The following is a 20,432-nucleotide window of genomic DNA, read 5'->3' as shown; positions in this document are numbered from 1 at the left end:
GATGGTTACATCGACGGCATCTGATCGCCGCGGGTTGCCCCGGCCTGTGTCATGTCGGCTTCCAGTGCCTGATGTTCGCCTGCCGTCGCAGTAGAAACGTCACGAAACAGCACGCAAAACGGCAGTGACGACATGAGCTCGGCCACCGGTGCCTGCAGACTGACGGCCTGTCCGGTAACAAGCGATTGCCAGCCGCGGGCGTCATCTTCTGCGCATTTCACGCCGGTATTGCCCCAGCGCGCCGGCGCAATCTGCAGCGCCTCCTCTTCCAGCAGCGAGCCGGCGTGACGCGCCACGATCACCAGAACGGCCTGGCCGTCGTGTTCACGTATGAAGCCGAGCAGCTGTCCGGCGCGTTCGCCATCAAACTCAAGCGCCTGATACTCGCCGTGAAGGAAGGCCGCCGGCAGGCGCTGTCTGAGGTTCAGCATCTGCGTGATCAGCGCCTGCTTGATGCGTCCGTCACGCCAGTCATTGATCAGTCCGGGCAGCGCCGGGCTCTCCTTGAGCTGGGCGCGGCGCACCTCGTAATCGACCGGGCGGCGATTGTCGGGATCGACCAGAGAAAAATCCCAGCGCTCGGTGCCCTGATAGCAGTCCGGCACACCCGGTACCGTCATGCGAAGCAGCGTCTGTACCAGGCTATTAAGGGCCCCGGCCGGACTGATTGTGGCGACAAATTCATGGATGGACCGACGCAGGGCCGCGCCTCGCTCATCGGTGAGCAGCGTCATGACGAACTCGCGGCACTGCGACTCGTGCGCCTCATCGGGATAGAGCCAGTGCGAGTTCAGTTTGGCCTCGCGCAGGGCCTTCTCCTGCCAGTCGGCAACACGGCCGGCAAACGCCTCAAGGCCCTCGGCGTCATCCAGAGAGAGCGTCAGCGGCCATGCCCCCACGATGATCTGATAGAGAATCATCTCCTCGGCGGTGGAAGGCCCGGCGAGCGTATCGTCCTCGGTGCTCTGGCGCAGCGACGAGGAGGCCGTCAACCACTCACGAACCTGTTCGGCCCAGCGATCGCCCCACTCCGACAGGGCCGCCAGACGCGCCCGCACGTCTTCGCCGCGCTTGTGGTCGTGGCTTGCCGTGGTCACCATCGTTGCGGGGAAATGGCGCGCCTGCCAGGCGTTGAAGCGGTGGAAGTCCTCGCCTGAACCGGCAAAGTGGGCACCGTCAAAGCCGACGTCGTTACGCGAGATAAGCACGGCGCTGCGATAGCCGGCCGTATCCTCTACGGCCTTGGCCGCCAGCGGCGAGGTCAGCTGGGCAAAACGCACAATGGCGTTGCGTCGCAGCCGACAGCCCGGCTCGTCATCGTTGGCGGGCGCCTCGCCCCCCAGCCAGTCATAAACCTGATCGAGCACCACCTGATCCGGCGGTGTCAGCTCGGCGCGTGCTGCCACCACGGCGTGCGCGAAGAAGTTTTCATCGCGTGTCGTCAGCCCCTGATCGTCGGCGTAGGTGCGATAGATCGGAAACTGCACCGCCAGCTCGCGCAGCACGCGTCGAATCATGGCCGGGGTCATGTCCCGGGTCATGGGATCGTGACGTGCCACATCGGACAGCGCCCGTACCGCACGCTCGAACTCGGTGACCAGGGCGGTATCAATGATTTCGCGCCGGGCGCGGATGACTTCCGCCTCAAAGCCGTGTTCGCGGCCCGACAGCGACTGCCACAGCGCCTTGAGCGGTGCCTCGCCTTCCGGGTCGTGCTGAAGCTTTGAGACCACATTCATGAATTCGTAGCCGGTGGTGCCGGTGACGCCCCAGTCCAGCGGCAGCGACTCGTTGCCCTCCAGAATCTTCTCCACGAAGATCGGCAGCGGCGTTGCGGGCGCCCCCCCGGGACGGCGAGTAGCCGCTTCATCGACACGGGCGCGCAGCAAACGACAGTAGCCGGCCGGGTCGGCCAGCCCATCGACATGGTCCAGACGCACGCCATCAATCAGCCCCTGCTCGATCAGCTCCAGCAGATAAACATGGGTCTGTGCGAACACCGCCGGGTCATCGACGCGCAGAGCGCCAAGCTCGGTAATATCGAAAAAACGCCGCCAGTTGAGGCTGTCATTGGCGGTACGCCACCAGGCAAGGCGATAGTGCTGTCGCTCCAGCAGCACGTGCAGCCGCTCGGCGCCTTCCGGCTCTTCGGGGTTATAGCGTGCAAGCAGTGTCTCGAGCGCGGCGCGCCCCTTGTCGGTGCGCACGTGCTCGGCAAGCGCCAGGCCCGCTCGCTCGGCGCCCTCTTCCAGCGACACGGCCTCTTCGATCTGTTCAAACAGCCGGGCCTGCTCGCCCATGCCGTTTTCCAGCAGCATCAGCGCATGGCAGCGCGGGTCGATGGGAAAGCAGTGCTCGAAGTAGTCGACCTGAAAAAGACCGGTGGTCTCATCCAGAGTGAGCTTCATGTCACCCGACACCAGCGCCTGGCCGTAGGGTTCGCCCAGAAACGGTACCAGCAGGCGACCTTCAAGCGTCGGGTCGCCATTGTCGCGCCAGTTGATGTCGAACATGTCGGCAAAGCGCCCGGATGGGCCCCAGCGCAGCACGTCCTGCCAGTAGGGGTTTTCACGCCCGCCCACGGCCAGGTGATTGGGCACGAAGTCAACGATCAGCCCCATGCCAAAGGATCTGAGTTTTCCAACCAGTCGCGTCAGCGCCGCTTCATCGCCGATTTCGGGGTTGAGCCGGGTGGGGTCGACGCCGTCATAGCCGTGCGTCGAGCCACTGCGCGCCGCCCACAGCGGTGACGCATAGAGATGAGTGACGCCCAGGCCGGCAAAATAGTCGACCAGCGCCTCGGCATCATCGAGGGTGAAATCCTTGTGAAACTGCAGACGCAGACACGACAGCAGCGGCTGATGGTCCGCGCCGTTTGATGGTGCATCCATGGATAGCTCACTCATGCTGCCCTGCTCCTGCGCGTGCGGTGGTCATTGCCCGAAGCCTTGCCACGACACCGGGGGTATCAAACATCTCGTCAACCGTCAGCGGCAGACGACGGCGCCAGTTGGGGTGCTCGTCCAGCGTGCCCGGCAGATTGGGCTGTTCTTCCAGACCCAGCAGATCCTCGAGCTGCAGCAATACCAGCGGTGAGGGGGTCGCGCCGATATGATGCGCCGCAGCTTCAAGCCAGGTGTCGCGGTCAGCATCCGGCGCGATCCCGAAGGTCTCGGCAAGCGCTAAGATGTCCTGCTCGCGCATCTTGCGCTGCTGTGCCGGTGTCTCGCCCTCGCCAAGCATGTCGAGCTCGATGCGCCAGTCCAGATCGCGCCCCAGGCGCCAGCCGGCGACCGTGGGCAGGTCATGGGTGCTGGTCATCGCCACGGCCCGCGCCGGATAGTCTTTGGCAGGCGTAAAGGTTTCTTCTTCGCGCTCGAACCACAAAACGCCCATGCCCAGAATGCCGCTTTGATCCAGGCGCTCGCGAAATGCGGGCTCGACCGTGCCCAGATCCTCGCCGATGATCACGGCGCGGTGACGCCAGGATTCCAGCGCGATCAGGCGCAGCAGCGACTGCTCGGGATAGCGCACGTAGGCGCCCTCGGTCGGTGAGGCGCCTTCCGGGATCAGCCAAAGCCTTGAAAGCCCCATGATGTGGTCGATGCGCAGGCCACCGGCGCCGTGCAGGCAGGCCCTGAGCGTGGCAATAAAGCCATCGAAGCCATACTCGATCAGCCCCTGCGGCGAGAAGCCGGTCACGCCCCACTCCTGGCCGTTGGCATTGAAGTCATCCGGCGGCGAGCCGATGCGAAGCCTGCCCAGCATCTCCTCCGGGCGGCTCCAGGCCTGACTGCCGTGCGGGTCCACACCGACGGCAATATCGGCAATTAGCCCGATGCGCTGGCCGGCGCCGATGGCGCGCTGCTGCACGGCGGCCAGTTCAAGGGCAATCTGCCACTGCGCAAAGGCATAAAAAGCCACGCGGTCGCCGTGTTCCTGACTGAAATCCGCGACCGCCTCGCTTTTGACATCCTGCATGTCGCTCGGCCACGTATGCATGGGGCCGAGTGCTTCGCTGATGGCCTCAAAGCGACAATGGTTTTCCAGGGTCTCGCCGCTTTCCCTGCGAAAAGCGTTCAGCGCCTGGCGACCGGTCTCTGAAAGCGCTGCGAAATCGCGTTCAAGTGCCTGCCAGCGCATACGGCTGACGTGGTCATAGTCCACCAGCGACAGGGCATCATCACCGGTCGCCGCACTGCCTGATGCGATGTCACCAGCGTTGCTATAGAGCGGGTTAAAGGCCAGCCGCGTTGAGGGCGAATAGGGGGAAAACCGCTCGGGCTGATGCGGAAACAGCGCGTGCACCGGACTAATAGCCATGGCGTCCAGCCCGTTTTGGCCGGCGCGCTCGGCAAGACGCCCCAGCGCCTCACAGTCACCGATCCCGCCGTCGCTGTCACGACGCAGACTGTAGAGCTGCACGCCAAGACCCGCCATCGAGGACGGGCCGTCTCCGGCAAGCGTTGCCACATCCATGCAGCGATGCGGCGCGACCGCCAGACGTCGCCTTTTTCCCTCGATCTGCAGCTGGTAATAGCCGGGCTCGGCGACGGCTTCCAACTGGCCTGTGGCATCGACCTGCCCTTCAAGGGTGCGCCCGTTTTCATCGGTCAGGGTATAGTCGACGCCTTCGGCCACGGCACCCGGCAATTCGATGCTCTGCCCGATCTCGCCGACAATCAGCGGCGGCCAGTCGGCCACGCTTTCAGGTGCCTGCAAACGCTCGATGGCGGCCAGGCTCTCCCTGATATCTTTTGAGGTATCGCAGCGGTACCCCAGCCCTTCCAGTACGCCCTTGATGGTGGTTTCATCAAGCTGCTGGGGTCGATCCTGGCTGTCCTGCCAGTCGATGACGATACCGGCGGCTTCGGCCAGTGATTTCAGTGTCTGATTCATAAATGACTGCTCAAGCAGGCGCGAATCGCCCCCGGTGCCAACGTATGGGCATCGTCCGACTCGCCAAGTTCATAAAGTCGTTGCCCTTCCGGGGCATCGATACTGACACGCTGCGTGCCCAGGTTGACGGCAATGCCCAAAACGGTGCCATCGCCCATGCGCCAGTGCGCCAGCACCGCGCCCTCTCCCAGCGTCACGGCCCCCATGGCTGTCGTACCCGGCAGGCGCGGGATGATTTCGGCGTGACGGATATCAAGCAGCGTCATGTAGCGGGTATGCCACATGGCGGCTTCGGGGTCGTCATCGCCCGGCGCGGACGGTCTGGACTGCTCAAAGGTTGATACGGCGTTGGGGTCGGGAATCTGCGCGCGTGTCTTTTCGTCCTTGAAATGCGAAAAATCGGCAAACTCGCTGCGGCGACCTTCGCGCACGGCATCGGCCAGCTCATCGCGGTGGTCGGTGAAAAAGAGAAACGGGCTGCGCTCGCCGCGCTCTTCGCCCATGAACAGCATCGGAATCATCGGGCACAGCAGCAACAGCGCCGTGGCCGCCTCGAGACGCTCCTGGTCGACCAGCGAAATGAGTCGCTCACCCATTGCCCGGTTACCCACCTGGTCATGATTTTGCAAAAAGGCGATAAAGGCCGTGGTGGGCAGGTGCCCGCTGGGCTCGCCTCGCGAATGGCCGCGACGGTCGTTCTGACCCTGGAAAATAAAGCCACCATGCAGGGCGCTGGCGAGCTTGTCGGTGGCGCGGTCACAGTAATCGGCATAGTAGCCTTCGTGCTCGCCGGTCAGTAGCGCATGCAATACGTTGTGAACGTCATCGTTCCACTGTGCGGTATAGGCGCTTTCCAGCAGCGAGGCGCTGTTGCGCTCGTTTTCAAGCATCAGGTGCACGTGACGCATTTCGCTGACGCGGCTTTTGATCCGCTCGCTCATCTCCAGCAGGAAGGCGTCATTATCGATGGCATGTACGGCGTCAAAGCGCAGACCGTCAAAGCGATACTCCTCGATCCACATCAACGCGTTGTCGATGAAGAAGTCCTTCACTTGAGACCGGTCGAAGTCGATCGCATCGCCCCAGGGGGTTCTCTCACCGGTAAAGAAGCCGGGGGAGTAATGCGGCAGATAATTGCCGTCCGGACCGAAGTGGTTGTACACCACGTCCAGAAAGACCATCAGGCCCAGTCCGTGCGCCTGATCAATCATCGCCTTGAGCTGGTCCGGCGTACCGTAGGCGGCTTCAACGGCGTAGGGCAGCACCCCGTCGTAGCCCCAGTTGCGCGCACCGGGGAATTCATTGATGGGCATCAGCTCAATGGCGGTAATGCCCATCGAAGCCCAGTCCTGCAGCCGCTTTCGAACACCGTCGAAACCGTCCAGCGCTCCAACATGAAGCTCCAGAATGACGGTTTCATGCCAGGGCCTGCCCTGCCAGTGGACATTTTCCCAGCCGTAGGCCTGCGGGTTCACGACCACGCTCGGTCCGTTCACGTCTTCGTGCTGGGCCCGGGCGGCCGGGTCGGGAACCGAGAGTTCATCACTGATGCGATAGCGGTAATGCGCCCCCGGCGGGCAATCGATTTCAAGGGTGAACTCGCCGTCCTGACCCTTGTCCATGGCAAACCTTTCGGCCTCAATGCCAGGGTCGCGTGCCAGCTCAAGCGTGACCGTCTCGACCCCGGGGGCCCAGAAGGTAAAACGGGTGCGTCGTTCATCCAGTACGGTGGCACCGTAATGGCAGTGGTGAGAAAACCGATCGCTGACGGATCCGGATTCAAAGGCACTCATGTGGGCCAGTCTCCCTGACGCAGGTAAAGCGTACTTAATGGTGGAAGCGTCAAAAGCAGCGACGCTGGATGGCCATGGCTGGGGTCGGGATGCGCATGTACGGCACTCCCGTTGCCCTGGTTGCTTCCAGCGTAGAAGACACTGTCACTGTTGAATATCTCGCGCCACACACTCATGACCGGTACGCCGATTCGATAGTGATGCTGCGCTACCGGTGTCAGATTGCAGACCACCAGCAGCGGCGCCTTGCCGGGTTCGGCGTGGCGTAAAAAGGCGACGACGCTGTTGGCGCTGTCATCGCCAACCACCCACGAAAAACCGCTCGAGTCCCCGTCGCAGACATGCATTGCCGGGTCTTCGACATAGATCCGGTTGAGATCGGCAATGGCCCGTGAGAGCCCCCGGGGGCCTGCCTCGTCCAGACGCTCCCAGTCCAGTTCGCGGTCGTGGTGCCACTCGCGCCACTGACCCAGCTCGGTGCCCATGAACAACAGCTTCTTGCCGGGATGGGCCCACATGAAGGCCAGATAGGCGCGCAGCCCGGCAAGCTTTTGTGCCTCGTCACCGGGCATTCGCGACAGCAGCGACCCCTTGCCGTGCACGACTTCATCGTGGGAAAGCGGCAATACGAAATGCTCGGAAAAGGCGTACTGCAGACCAAAGGTGAGATCGCCATGATGCCAGGCGCGATACAGCGGGTCGCGCGACATGTAGGACAGCGTGTCGTGCATCCAGCCCATGTTCCACTTGAAGGTGAACCCGAGCCCGCCGGTGGCGGTCGGCGCGGTGACGCCCGGCCAGGAGGTGGACTCCTCGGCGATCATCATGACCCCCGGGCATCGCTCGGCCACCGTGTCGTTGAGCTCGCGCAGAAAATCGACGACTTCAAGATTTTCACGCCCGCCGTGCACGTTGGGCCGCCAGCCGTCATCGGTGCGGCTGTAGTCGCGATAGAGCATCGAGGCGACGGCATCCACACGAAGCCCGTCGATATGAAAGTGCTCGAGCCACTCAAGCGCGCTGGCGATCAGAAAGCCTTTGACCTCGTTGCGGCCCACGTTATAGATCAGCGTGTTCCATTCGGGATGAAACCCTTCACGCGGGTCGTCGTGCTCATACAGCGCGGTGCCGTCAAAACGCACCAGCCCATGCTCGTCGCTGGGAAAATGGGCCGGCACCCAGTCCAGAATGACGCCGATACCGGCGCCATGGCAGGCATTGATGAAGCGGGCAAAGGCCTCGGGCGTACCCATGCGCGCCGTCGGGGCAAACATGCCGATGGGCTGATACCCCCACGAGCCCACAAAGGGGTGCTCGCTGATGGGCATCAGTTCGATATGGGTAAAGCCCATATCGGCGACCCAGGGAATCAGTCGTGACGCCAGGGCGTCCCACTCCAGCGTATTGCCGGCGTGGTCATGCTGCCAGGACAGGACATGCAGCTCATAGATCGACAGCGGCGCCGCACGAGCATTGCTGGCGTCACGGCGTCTGAGCCAGGCATGATCCTGCCAGCTGAAGGCGCGATTGCTGGCCACCACGGAGGCGTCCGGTGTGGCCGTCTCCGTACGACGGGCCAGCGGGTCGACCTTGTGGCGCAGTTGACCGTCGCGATCCAGAACCTCGAAGCGATAGCGCTCGCCGGCCTTGAGATGCGGCACAAAGATGGCCCAGATACCGCTGCCTTCGTGACGCTGCATGGCATGACGGCGGCCGTCCCAGACGTTGAAATCGCCCACGACCGAGACCCGTCGGGCATTGGGCGCCCAGAGCGTAAAGCGTACGCCATCGATGCCATCGATCGACGTCGGACAGGCCCCGAACACGCGCGCCAGTTCGCGATGGCGGCCCTCGCTGAACAGGTGAAGATCAAGCTCGCCCGGCATTGGCGCAAACCGGTAGGGGTCCTCGGTCATCTGCACCACGCCATCCGGCCAGGTAATGCGCAGCCGATAGCGCACGCCTTGTGAAATGCGTGCGCAGAAAATGCCGCCCTCTCCGTGCTCGGCCACGGCCAGCACCTGATGTACGGCATCGATCAGCTCGACCGCGTCAGCCCCCGGCAACAGCAACCGCACCAGCGTTTGATCACCCTTTTCGTGGGGCCCCAGCCAGCGAAACGGGTCATCGTGTTGCGCCTGCGCCAGGCGTGACAGGGCGTCACGCTCGCTCTGGCAAGCGCCGGAAAGTGCTGTCGCCATTATATGCTCACATGTCTTAACGAATGGGCCGTTACCCCTGCAGGTACCATCAGCTGATGATAGAGGCGTCGATACGGTGTGACGGACAACCGCCACTGGTAGTGAATGGCCATGGCCGCGCGGCGCATGGCGTAGAAAAGCTCGGTGCAGCCGAAGATGCGAAAGGCGCGGTCGATGGCCTTCTGAAAATCCTGCTGCGAGAGCTCATCGAAGAGAAACCCGGTAATGCCATCCTCGATCGTATCGGCAAGCCCGCCGGTACGGTGCGCAATCGGTAGCGAGCCGAAACGCTGGGCATACATCTGCGACAGGCCACAGGGCTCAAAGCGTGACGGCATCAACAGAAAATCGCTGCCGGCAAAGATGCAGCGCGCCTCGCGCTCGCTGAAACCGATGTGCACGCCGATCGCGCCCGGAAAGCGCGCTTCCAGATTGCGCAGGGCATTTTCAATGGCCGGCTCCCCACAGCCGATCACGACCAGCTGACCGCCGGCGCGCACGATCGACTCGGCGGCGGCAATGGTGAGATCCAGCCCCTTTTGATGCACCAGCCGGGAGACCACAGCAAACAGCGGCCCGTGGCTTACCGCCAGACGGAACATGCGTCGAACGTGGTCGGTATTGGCCCGCTTGCCGGCCCAGTCGTTGGTGGCAAAGGCGCAGGCCAGATAGGCATCCGTTTGCGGGTCCCAGCTGTCATCAATGCCGTTGGCGATCCCGCTGAGACGCTTTTGTCGGGCGCAGTCGGACAAAAGCCCTTCCAGCCCGCAGCCAAAGGCGGGCGTGGTGATTTCCCGGGCGTAGGTTTCACTGACCGTGGTGATGTGATCGCTGTAGATAACGCCGGCTTTCATGAAGGAGAGCCGGTCATAAAACTCGAGGCCTTCCGGAGTAAAGGCACTGTCAGGAATGCCCAGCCGACTCAGGTATTCAGGGCCGTAAAGCCCCTGATAGGCCAGATTGTGGATGGTATAGACACAGGGCGTCTCATCATCATTCCAGCGCAGATAACCGGCGGCCAGACCGGTCTGCCAGTCGTGCAGATGCAAAAGGTCCGGATGCCAGCCCTGATCCTCGAATCGCCCCTGCGATGTCTCCATCGCCATCTGTGCTGCCGCCAGCGACAGCCGCGCAAAGCGAATGGCGTTGTCCTCCCACTCCTGACCCTGCTCGTCAAGATAGGGGCTGCCGGGACGATCATAGAGTTCCGGACAGATCAGGACATAGACGGTCAGGCCTTCGGGCAGCTCGATACGCCCCAGATCGCAGGCCGGGATATCGGCAAGACCGGGCAGACGGGCAATGACATGAACAGGCCAGATGCTTTCAAGCACCTCGCGATAGGCCGGCATCAAAACGCGTATGTCGTAATGATTGAGCAGAGCACGCGGCAGAGCGGCGGAGACATCGCCGAGACCGCCAACCTTGACGAAATCCGCCAGCTCCGAGGTAACAAATAAAACGGGATCGGCCGGCTCGCTCTGACCTGCACGGACACTGTGTTGCGCGAGGGAGGCAGATGCCGGGGCAATATGTGTTGTCGTTTTTGTGGTTTGAATGGCGTGTGCCAAAGTGGCATCAACGGCTGAATGAGACATGCGCAACCTCCTCGCGAAGTGCGCTGACGCCGAAATGTCTCAAGCCATCGAGCGGTACAGCTGACAGCCCTTCAGGGCGCCGACCTCGCAGGCGGCACCCGCATGGGCGCTGTACGAACATCGTCCTTATCGACAGTCCCTGTCGACAAACGACCGCTCATGGTTGGCTGTGCATCCGGCACCACCGCTACCTGATAGATCCATCAGAAAAATGGCACCGGAGCATCGTGACCGTGCCGGAACCATGAGCCAGATATAGCGTGAACCGTCAGCAGCGTCAAAGCTCTTTTGAGAACGCTGTTACCAATTTTGTAACTTTTTTAAACTAGATAATCTGGATTAAAAATACTGATAAAAGAAACGCTGTTTTAATTTTATTGATGAACAATTGAATCCGCTTTTCAGACAATCACACGTTACATTCCAAACGGCGCAAAACTGCCCTTTTAGCGCGACCGACGCGTTGCGCTCAGGGCCATGACGTCGACGGCAGGTATTGGCCCTTATCCCCGAGCGGCTTCCCTGTCAGCGCGGATGGCGCGTCGCACGCGCACCTTTTGAAAGATGACCCCGCGCCCGGGCGCAAAAAGAAAGGCCAGCAAAAAGAGAAACGCTTGAACAAGCACGATGACCCCGCCGGTCTCGACATCGACATGAAAGCTCAACATGACGCCCAAAAGCACCGAAAGCCAGGTGCTGGCCGCCGCCACCATCATCATCGAGGCGAGCCGGCGGGTCAGCAAAAAGCCCGTACAGCCCGGTGTGACCAGCATGGCGATCACAAGCACCACGCCCACTGCCTGAAGTGCCATGACGGTGGCAAGCGACAGCAACACGGTCAGCAACAGCTGCAGCCGGCGGGTATTGAGCCCTATTACCTGCGCCTGCTGCGGATCAAAGCAGTAGAGTCGAAGGTCGCTGAACTTCAGTGCCACAACGCTTAAAACGACGATGCCGGTCACGATGAGCTGATAGCGCGTTGAGGCCTCGATCCCCAGCAGATTGCCCAGCAGAATGTGCATGAAGTGAACGTCCGAGGGGACCATGGCCACCAGCACCATGCCCAGCGCCAGAAAGCCGGTAAAGGCGATACCCAGCACCGCATCCGGGCGAATACGACAGTGTCGCTCGATCAGCCCGGCCCCCAGCAGACAGCACAGGGCACTGGCCAGCGCCCCGATGACCATGGGAATACCGGCAAGCCAGGCGAGCACAATGCCGGGCACCACGGCATGTGAAGCCGCATCACCGACCAATGACCAGCCTTTCAATACGATCAGACAAGACAGCACGGCGCAGACCGTGCCGACCAGCAGCCCCATCCAGAGGGCCTGGCGCATGAAATCCAGCGTCAGCGGCAAAAAGAGCACATCAAACCACTCGTTCAGCGCACTCATGACCCTTCCTCACCCAGCGTCTCCGGGCCGCGCCGCCGCCGGGCCAGCAGGCCATGACGCGGCGCCAGCACGAAAATGATCAGAAAACACAGCGTCTGCAGCAAGACGATGGTGCCGCCGACCGAGCTGTTCATGAAATAACTCGCCCAGCTGCCCACGAAAGCGCACGCCCCGCCGATCAATGGGGCCAGCCACAGCATGTGTCCGAAGCGGTCGGTCAAAAGCCAGGCGCAGGCACCGGGCGTGATCAGCATCGCCACGACCAGCAGCGCCCCCACGGCCTGCAATGCCCCTACGGTCATCAGCGAGAGCATCGACAGCAGCAGCGCATTGAGCCAGACGACGTTAAGCCCCATGACCCGGGCATGCCCCTCATCAAAGCAATACAGTATCAAATCCTTCCAGCGCAGCGACAGCGCCACAAGACAGATCACGGAGATGATGACCAGCTGAACGGTCTCGGCATCTCCAATGCCCAAAAGGTTGCCAAAAAGAATCGTACTGAGCTGTACCCCGCTCGGGTTAAGCGAGATCAGCACCAGCCCCAGCGCCAGAAAGGCCGAGAAGACCACGCCGATGGCGGCATCGCTTTTCAGGGCGCCCTGCCCCTTGATCAGCCCGATGCCGCCCACCGCCAGCAGGGCACTGATAAAGGCCGCCGGCGCAAACGGCAGGCCGAGCGCGTAGGCAATCGCAATGCCCGGCACCACGGCGTGGGAGAGCGCATCGCCCAGCAGGGACCAGCCCTTGAGCACCACATAGCAGGACAGCCAGCCACACACGGCACCGATCAGCGTGCCGACCCAGATGCCGCGCGTCATGAATTGATACTCAAACGGCGCCAGCAATACCGCGATCGGGTCGCCGCTCATGACAGACTCCACGCCGCGCGGCGATCCGACGTGCTACGCTCGGTGTCCGACACGACCGTATCGGCCATGACGTCACCGAAGGTGGCGGCCAGATGGCGCTGGGTGAACGTGGTGGCTACCGGCCCAAAGGCAACGAGCTGCTTCGAAACCATCGCCACGTAATCGCAGTATTGCGGCACGCTGGACAGCGCATGGGTGACGATCAACACGGTTACGCCCTCATCGCGAAGCCCGCGAATCAGCCCCATGATGCCCTGTTCGGTATGAGCATCCACGCCCGTGAAGGGCTCATCGAGCACCAGAATGCGGCTGCCCTGGGCCAGCGCCCGGGCCAGAAAGACGCGCTTTTTCTGACCACCGGAGAGCATACCGATCTGGCGACGGGCCAGGTCGGTGATCTCCATGCGGGCCATGGCCTCTTCCACGCAGCGCCGATCCAGCGCCGAGGGCAGGCGCAGCCAGTTCATCTGCCCCTGGCGTCCCATCATCACCACGTCCCATACCGAGACGGGGAACTGCCAGTCCACCTCCTCGGCCTGGGGCACGTAGGCGACGAGATGGCGCTTTTGCGCCTGTCGCACCGTCATGCCCAGAAGCGTCACCCGGCCACTGGTGGGGCTCGTAAACCCCAGAATGGTCTTGCACAAAGTGGACTTGCCGCTGCCGTTGGGACCGATCAGCGCACAGACACTGCCTGTGGGCAACGTCAGGGAGATATCCCGGATGCCCAGATGGCCATCGGGGTAACGCACGCTGGTGCGTGAGACGTCGATGACCGCATCGTCATGTGGGTATGCGTTACTCAAGGTCGAACCCCTGTCGTATCTGCCCCGCGTTGTAGCGCAAAAGTGTTTCGTAATCGGGTACCGGGCCGTCGGCGCGGGTAAGCGAATCGACATACAGCGTGCCCCCGTAGCGCGCGCCGGTCTCGGAGGTGACCTGTTTCATGGCCCGGTCGTTGACCGTGCTTTCGCAGAAGGTGACCGGCACCTCATCGGCGTTGAGGTGATCGATCAGACGGCGCACCTGCTGCGGCGTGCCTTCCTGTTCGGCGTTGACCGCCCAGAGATAGCGCTCGCGAAAATCATAGGCCCGGGTCAGATAGGAAAAGGCCCCTTCGCAGGTGGCCAGCGTGCGCTGCGCCTCGGGAATGCGTGCGAAAGTATTTTTCAGCTCATGATCCATGGCCTCGAGACGCTCGCTGTAGGCTTTGGCATTGCGGTCATAGATCGCTGCCTGCTCGGGGTCCAGCGCGACCAGCGCCCGGCGAATGTTCTCGACATAAATCAGACCGTTGGCCGGCGTCATCCAGGCGTGCGGATTGGGGCGGCCCTGATAGGGGCCGTCGCCCAGCCCGATGGGCTCGATGCCCTCGGTCAAAACGGCGGTGGGGACATGGTCCATGCCCTGATAGAAACGCTGAAACCAGCGTTCAAGCCCCAGACCGTTATACAACAGGAGATCGGCCCGACGCGCCTTGAGAATATCGCGCGGAGTGGGTGCATATTCATGAATCTCGGCCCCCGGCGGCACGATGGAGACCACATCAAGTGCCTCGCCGGCCACCTGCCGGGCCATGTCTGCCATGATCGTAAAGCTTGCAACGACGGTTTTACGCTCCTGCGCCTGCGCCACACCCGACAGCGACAGCAACACCATCAGCGCCGGTATCATCACCGAACGCGCCTTCGCCATGCGGTTGTGAGAAGGCGTCGTCGTGGCCGCTTCAATCCCTGACATCATGGCGAATCTCTCCTGACTGGTATCGTCATGAGATCTTATTTAACCACGGTTAAAAAAGAAACCCCGAGTTGCTTAACCGGAACTGATGAACCGGAATTCGTTGTGGCATCCATCGCTCGCCACCTCGATATGGCTGGGGCAACATGCCCTTTCGATTACCGATGAGAGGCCATCACGTGTCACTACATTCCCGGCGTCTGCCGCGCGGCACTGCCCTGCTGGCAGGTCTTGTCCTGTCATGGATGGCTACCGCAGCCATGGCGCATCCGCATGGCTGGATCGATTACCGCGTCGCCGTCATGGTCGATGACAAGGGGCAGGTCACAGCACTTGAGCAGTCATGGAAGATGGACCCGTTTCAGAGTTTGACCATGGTGGAAGGGCTTGAGGGCGTGGCAGGTGATGAAAGCATGGCGCAGCGTCTGGACGCGCTCGGCCACGAGATCGCGGCCAATCTGGCGAGTCAGCATTATCTGACCCACGTCTACGACGGCGACAGGGAACTGGCACTGGGCGGTATCGAGGATTACACCACCCGCCTGGATGACAACCGGGTCGAATTTTCCTTCATCCTGACGCTGGCCGAGCCGCAGCCGCTTGACGAGTCACTGCGCTGGCAGGTGTTTGATGACACCTATTTCATCGAGTTTTTGTATGACGATCGGATCGAACACCCCATCGAACTGGTCAATGCGCCACCGCAGTGCCACGGCGAGATAGTCCACGCCGACCCCGACCCGGCAGTCGTTGCCCGGGTATCGGCGATCGACATTACCGGCGAGGCGCCCGAAGGCATTGGCCGTCTCTTCACGGATACCGGAGTGATCAAGTGTCAGGACTCGTAAAGCCTCTCGGGCTAACGCTTGCCGTGTTGCTTGTGGCGGCACTCTGGCTCTCGCCCATCGGCCAGGGGCTTTGGCACTCGCTGGTTACCGACATCATTGTGCAGCAGCGCACGCTGCATCGGGGGCTGGCCGAGGCCATGATGGCGCTTTCCCGGCGCGAAGGGATCAGTGACTGGCTGGATCTAATGGCGTTGAGTCTGGGTTACGGCGTCTTTCATGCCCTCGGCCCCGGCCACGGCAAGGCCGTGGTGGCCACCTATCTTTTGACCCACCGCGCGGCCCTGACCCGCGGTCTGGTCATGACCGCCAGCGCCGCCCTTTTGCAGGGCGTGGTCGCCATCGTAATGGTGACGGTACTGGTGCTGGGGCTGGGCTGGCTGACCCGGGAAGCGATGGCCGGCACCGCCTGGGTCGAAAAGGCAAGCTTTGCCGCCGTCACGGCGCTGGGGCTCTGGCTCATGGCGCGCGCCGGTCGCGGTCTGTACCGACTGCGAGCCGAGACGGCCCCGTCGCCCTCGCCTGCCGATACCGTGTCACCCGGCGCCTTGCGACTGACACCGGCGCACTCGACGGGCGCCAGCGTCATGACACCGCTTGCGCATGTCGCCAGCGGCCCCTGTCACTGCGGCCGAACGCATCATATCGACCCCATGAGCAGCGGTCGGCACTGGCGAGAGATGACAGCGGCCATCTTTTCAATCGGACTGCGCCCGTGCAGCGGGGCGGTCATGGTGCTGGGCGTTGCGGCCATGCTGGGCTTCTGGTCGGCCGGCGTTCTGGCGGTGCTGGCCATGTCGGTGGGCACGGCGCTGTCCACGTCCGTGCTGGCCGCCCTGACCGTACTGGCGCGTGTTCGCATGGCACATCTCTTTCAGCGCGCCGGCACCCGCCGCCCGCTGGGGCTGGGGTATTGCCTTGCCCTGCTGGGCGGCGCGCTGATTACGCTGCTGGGCATCGCTCTTTTGACCAATGCCCCGGATACGTCGCTGTCGCCCTTGATGCAAAGACCTCCGGGTCTGGCCGGCTGATCAGGAGTCCGGACGCAGGCCGGTAGCATCCCAGGGGATGAGCACGCCCTCGATCGGGTGAACGATGCCGTTGTGTGCCCGGATCTCCTGACGATCGACCGGCACATCGTTGACCTGATACTGACCGTTTTCCACACGCAGACTGAGCTGTCCTACCAGCGCCTGGGGGCGACCCAGCGTCTTGAACTCGCTGGCCGGCACCGTGCCCGGCAGCAGATGATACTTGAGCACCTTTCTCAGCCACTGCTGATGCTCGCCATCGAGCAGCGCCTGACGCTCGCTGTCCGGCAAGCGCGCGAAGGCCTCGTCGGTCGGGGCAAAGATAGTGTAGGGCCCGCGCCCGTCGAGCATGTCGCTCATGTCGGCATCCTCGATGACCTGCACCAGGGTATCGAAATCGCCGTTGGCCTTGAGCGTTTCCAGAATCGTTTGCTCTTGGTGATCGGTAATATCACCCGGCTGCTGCTGAGGCGCTCGCTGCGCTTGCGACTGTGCCTGCGCCATCGACGCCATACTACCGCTTGCCAGCGCCAGGCAGGCCGCTATCCACACACCGCGATACAAGGTTTTCATCATCTCTCCATGACGTAAATACGAAACATCGGTTGCCATCGGGGGTCAGTTCTCGCGACGAAAGGGCAGCATGCTGGCCGCTTCAAGGCGCATCTGCTCCATGACCGTCTCCTCGCGCGCCAGAAAATCCGCTACGGCGTCACGAAAACCATCGTGGGCCAGCCAGTGCAGCGAGCGCGTGGCGGTCGGCTCGAACCCGCGGGCGATCTTGTGCTCGCCCTGGGTGCCCGGATCGAAACGGGACAGCCCGACATCCAGACAGTGCTCGATGCCCTGATAGTAGCAGGCTTCAAAATGCAGGCAGCTGGCCTCGACCTCACTGCCCCAGTAGCGTCCATAAAGCGTAGTCGAGCCGCGCAGGCACAGCGCTGCGGCCACGGGTCGCGACGTCTCGTCCAGCGCCTGAACCAGTACCAGGGCGTCGGGCATCTCCTCGAGCAATCGATAAAAGAACTCGATGTCCAGATAGCCGCGCTGGCCGTGCTCCAGATAAGTGATCTGATAGCAGCGATAAAAGTGCTGGATGGCCGTCCGGTCGATCTCCTGGCCGGCCAGACGGCGCATTGTCAGCCCCTGCTCGGCCACACGGCGGCGTTCACGACGCACTTCCTTGCGCCGCTTTGAGGTCATGGCCCCCAGAAAGCTCTCGAAATCGCCGTAACCCCGGTCAAACCAGTGATACTGCATGCCGCTGCGCTGGAGCAGCTCGGGCCAGCGCTGACACCACTGTTGGGCAAGCGCGGCGTCGGGAAACAGCAGATGCCATGACACCAGACCGGCACTTTCAAGATGCTCGGCCATGGCGCTTAGTGCCTCATCGGCATCGATATCGGGCGCAAGCAGCAACCGCGGGCCGGTCGCGGGGGTAAAGGGAATGGCGCTGAGTTGCTTGGGATAGTACTGCCCGCCGGCGCGCTCCCAGGCATCGGCCCACTGCCAGTCAAAGACGTATTCACCCCAGGAGTGGTCCTTGAGATAGCGCGGCATGGCGCCCACCAGTCGCTCACCCTGCCATATCGTCAGGTGGTGCGGGGTCCAGCCGGTACGCGAGGAGACGGCCCCGGTCACCTCCAGGGCGTTGAGAAACTCGTGACGGATAAAGGGGTAATCCGAACCTGCCAGCGCATTCCACTGCAGCGCATCGATATCGGCCATTGCACCGATATCGCAAATATCGAGACTCATGGCGCCTCTCCAGCCGGGTACATGATAGGGATACAGGATAGAAGGCTCTGACGCGCCCGACTCGGCCCCGAGGGTGGCAACGCTTCGGGATGGAGTCCGCCTGGCTGCTGCGCTATGCTGTCGAGCTATCGCTTAAATGGCCATCAACAGAGATGCCGACTCGCTCAATGCTGCATTCGATCCTTGATAATGACTTCTACAAGTTCACCATGCAAAACGCCGTGGTGAAACTGTTTCCCAACGCTTATGCGCGCTACAGCTTTATCAATCGTGGCGAGCATGCCTTCCCGCCCGGCTTTGGCGAACGGCTCAGGGAGCAGGTAGATGCCATGGCCGCGCTGCGGCTGAAGGGCGAAGAGCGCCATTTTCTGGAAGTCACCTGCCCCTATCTCGACCCGACCTATCATGACTTTCTGGAAGGCTTTCGCTACAAGCCCCACGAGGTCACCATCGAGCAGCACGGCGAGACGCTGAGCGTCACCATCGAGGGGCTCTGGTATCGCACCATTCTCTGGGAAGTGCCGCTGATGACGCTGATCAGCCAGATCTGGTACGAGATGCTCGATGAGCAGCGCGACAGCGATGAACAGGTCACCCGGCGCACGCGTGAAAAGATCGAGCATTACGGGGAGCTGGGCGTGCGCATCGCCGAATTCGGCACCCGCCGGCGCCACTCCTATGAAGTACACGATCTGGTCGTAAGCACGCTCAAGCGCTACGGCGGCAGTACCTTTACCGGCACCAGCAATGTGCACATGGCCCATCGCCACGGGGTCAAACCGCTGGGCACGCACGCCCACGAGTGGTTCATGTTCCATGCCGCCCGTTTCGGCTTCAAGATGGCCAATACGCTGGCACTGGAGAACTGGGTCGAGGTCTATCGCGGCGATCTGGGTATTGCCCTGTCGGACACCTTCACCACCCAGGTCTTTTTTGAAGGCTTTGACAAGATGTTCGCCAAGCTCTTTGACGGTATTCGCCACGACAGCGGCGACCCCATCGAATTCGCCAAGGCGACCATCGATCACTACGAGCACTACGGGATCGACCCGCGCAGCAAGACCATCATCTTTTCCGATGCGCTGGACACCCACAAGGTCGAAAAGATCACGCGCTTTTGTGAAGGGCGTATCGGCATGTCATTCGGCATTGGCACCAACTTCACCAACGATGTCGGCCTTAAACCGATGAACATGGTGGTCAAGATGACCGAAACCCGCCCCGAGGGGGATCAGTGGCTGCCGGTCGTCAAGCTCTCCGACATTCGGGCCAAAAACACCGGTGACCCGGGCATGATTCATCTGGCGCGGCGCATTCTGTCCCTGCCTCAATAAGGGGCATGGCCGATAACAAAGGGGGCCGCTACGGTAGACACCGCACCGGCCCCCTTTTCATGAAGCATCATTCTATTTTGCGGCGGCCGGAGGCGCGGCAAAGACCTTGTTGAACACGTTGAGCATGACCTGCCAGCTGGCGGCATCGGCGGCTGCGTTGTAGGCCAGCGGCAGATCGAACTCGCGCGCCTTTGCATCCACGTACGGATTGGTAAAGGCGTGCATGGCGCCGGGATACTGGATCAGTGTGGCATCGGTTTCCACGCCTTCAAAAGTCTCCAGCAAGGATTCAAGCGCCGACTGCTCGACCATCTGATCGCTCGCCCCGTTCTGGATGATCACCCGCCCGTCAAAGTGGCTCGGCGTTTCGACCACCTGCCCGGGGCTGCCGTGAAAGCTCACCGCGGCCTTGAACGGCATGCCGTCCAGTGCAGCGTTAAGCGCCACGCCGCCGCCGAAGCAGTAGCCGATGATGGCCATGCGTGAGTCGTCCACGCCCGGCGTGTCCTTGAGCGCCTCGATGGCGGTTTCCAGATTGTGCCGGGCACCGGGCCAGTCGTTCATTACGGCACTCGAGAAACTGCCGGCCTCATCAGGATGGGTGGCCGTCTTCCCACTGCCGTACATGTCCACGGCAAAGGCGACATAGCCGAGCGCGGCCAGCTGCTCGGTGCGCTGGCGAATGTAGTCGCTCAGCCCCCACCACTCGTGGACCACCAGCACCACGGGGCGCTTGCTGTCCGTTTTGGTGTCGCGAGCCAGATAGCCGGTGTAGTTTTCGCCATCCACGCTATAGGTCAGGGTGCGCGTTTCAACCTTCGGCCCCATCTGCCCCGGCGCACCCTCTTCACCCCAGGTGTTGACGCTGGCCAGCATCAACCCCATGCCGATTCCCAGAAACATGGTTCTCATGAAAGCTCCCCTGCTGTGGTCTGTTGGTTTTGTAGTGCCCTCGCACACGACA

General features: G+C 62.2%; 15 protein-coding genes. 3 read left to right on the top strand and 12 right to left on the bottom strand.

From position 1 onward, the window contains the following. Positions 1 to 5: 5 nt before the first annotated feature. The 9 genes from treY to ACS92L_RS00700 all read right to left on the bottom strand — a co-directional run bounded on the left by treY (position 6) and on the right by ACS92L_RS00700 (position 14,503). Positions 6 to 2,906 (bottom strand): malto-oligosyltrehalose synthase, encoded by a 2,901-nt coding sequence (gene treY, locus ACS92L_RS00740; RefSeq protein WP_438766373.1) that lies wholly within the window; start codon positions 2,904 to 2,906, stop codon positions 6 to 8. Continuing rightward, a complete protein-coding gene (gene malQ, locus ACS92L_RS00735) occupies positions 2,899 to 4,899 on the bottom strand; it encodes a 4-alpha-glucanotransferase (RefSeq protein ID WP_438766371.1) in 2,001 nt (666 codons plus the stop codon). Before malQ ends, treY begins: the two co-directional genes overlap by 8 nt. Further along, entirely contained in the window at positions 4,896 to 6,692 is a 1,797-nt protein-coding gene (gene treZ, locus ACS92L_RS00730; RefSeq protein ID WP_438766369.1) for a malto-oligosyltrehalose trehalohydrolase, read from the bottom strand. Before treZ ends, malQ begins: the two co-directional genes overlap by 4 nt. Then, positions 6,689 to 8,893, bottom strand: a complete 2,205-nt coding sequence (gene glgB / locus ACS92L_RS00725; protein WP_438766367.1) for a 1,4-alpha-glucan branching protein GlgB — start codon at positions 8,891 to 8,893, stop codon at positions 6,689 to 6,691. The genes treZ and glgB overlap by 4 nt, the downstream gene beginning before the upstream one ends. Next, positions 8,893 to 10,491, bottom strand: a complete 1,599-nt coding sequence (gene glgA, locus ACS92L_RS00720) for a glycogen synthase GlgA (protein ID WP_438766365.1) — start codon at positions 10,489 to 10,491, stop codon at positions 8,893 to 8,895. Before glgA ends, glgB begins: the two co-directional genes overlap by 1 nt. Before the next feature lie 503 nt (positions 10,492 to 10,994). Next, positions 10,995 to 11,888, bottom strand: coding sequence for a metal ABC transporter permease (locus ACS92L_RS00715; protein ID WP_438766363.1), 894 nt, complete (start codon positions 11,886 to 11,888; stop codon positions 10,995 to 10,997). Next, on the bottom strand, positions 11,885 to 12,760 hold the full coding sequence (locus ACS92L_RS00710) for a metal ABC transporter permease (protein ID WP_438766361.1): 876 nt from the start codon (positions 12,758 to 12,760) through the stop codon (positions 11,885 to 11,887). Before ACS92L_RS00710 ends, ACS92L_RS00715 begins: the two co-directional genes overlap by 4 nt. Beyond that, the gene (locus ACS92L_RS00705) at positions 12,757 to 13,566 is read right to left on the bottom strand and encodes a metal ABC transporter ATP-binding protein (protein ID WP_438766359.1); all 810 of its coding nucleotides are present in this window, start codon (positions 13,564 to 13,566) and stop codon (positions 12,757 to 12,759) included. The genes ACS92L_RS00710 and ACS92L_RS00705 overlap by 4 nt, the downstream gene beginning before the upstream one ends. Further along, positions 13,559 to 14,503, bottom strand: coding sequence for a metal ABC transporter substrate-binding protein (locus tag ACS92L_RS00700; RefSeq protein ID WP_438766357.1), 945 nt, complete (start codon positions 14,501 to 14,503; stop codon positions 13,559 to 13,561). Before ACS92L_RS00700 ends, ACS92L_RS00705 begins: the two co-directional genes overlap by 8 nt. 176 nt (positions 14,504 to 14,679) lie before the next feature. On the opposite strand from ACS92L_RS00700, the gene ACS92L_RS00695 reads away from it, so the two are divergent. Together ACS92L_RS00695 and ACS92L_RS00690 are read left to right on the top strand one after the other, a co-directional pair. Further along, the gene (locus tag ACS92L_RS00695) at positions 14,680 to 15,348 is read left to right on the top strand and encodes a DUF1007 family protein (protein WP_438766354.1); all 669 of its coding nucleotides are present in this window, start codon (positions 14,680 to 14,682) and stop codon (positions 15,346 to 15,348) included. Then, on the top strand, positions 15,333 to 16,376 hold the full coding sequence (locus ACS92L_RS00690; protein ID WP_438766352.1) for a nickel/cobalt transporter: 1,044 nt from the start codon (positions 15,333 to 15,335) through the stop codon (positions 16,374 to 16,376). Before ACS92L_RS00695 ends, ACS92L_RS00690 begins: the two co-directional genes overlap by 16 nt. Here ACS92L_RS00690 and ACS92L_RS00685 read toward each other — a convergent pair whose 3' ends face one another. Together ACS92L_RS00685 and ACS92L_RS00680 are read right to left on the bottom strand one after the other, a co-directional pair. After that, a complete protein-coding gene (locus tag ACS92L_RS00685) occupies positions 16,377 to 16,949 on the bottom strand; it encodes a fasciclin domain-containing protein (RefSeq protein ID WP_438766350.1) in 573 nt (190 codons plus the stop codon). Positions 16,950 to 16,994: 45 nt separating this feature from the next. Then, positions 16,995 to 18,134, bottom strand: coding sequence for a GNAT family N-acetyltransferase (locus ACS92L_RS00680; protein WP_438766348.1), 1,140 nt, complete (start codon positions 18,132 to 18,134; stop codon positions 16,995 to 16,997). 167 nt (positions 18,135 to 18,301) lie between these two features. Here ACS92L_RS00680 and pncB point away from each other — a divergent pair, with 167 nt between their 5' ends. Continuing rightward, a complete protein-coding gene (gene pncB, locus ACS92L_RS00675; protein ID WP_438766346.1) occupies positions 18,302 to 19,468 on the top strand; it encodes a nicotinate phosphoribosyltransferase in 1,167 nt (388 codons plus the stop codon). 72 nt (positions 19,469 to 19,540) lie between these two features. Here pncB and ACS92L_RS00670 read toward each other — a convergent pair whose 3' ends face one another. Further along, complete coding sequence (locus tag ACS92L_RS00670) at positions 19,541 to 20,380, bottom strand: dienelactone hydrolase family protein (protein ID WP_438766344.1); 840 nt, start codon at positions 20,378 to 20,380, stop codon at positions 19,541 to 19,543. Between the last annotated feature and the right edge of the window lie 52 nt (positions 20,381 to 20,432).

It is taken from the genome of Kushneria halocnemicola (assembly GCF_965650455.1).
Taxonomy (GTDB): domain Bacteria; phylum Pseudomonadota; class Gammaproteobacteria; order Pseudomonadales; family Halomonadaceae; genus Kushneria.
The sequence above is the reverse complement of the archived record's forward strand: the minus strand, read 5'-3'. Positions and strand labels throughout refer to the sequence as shown.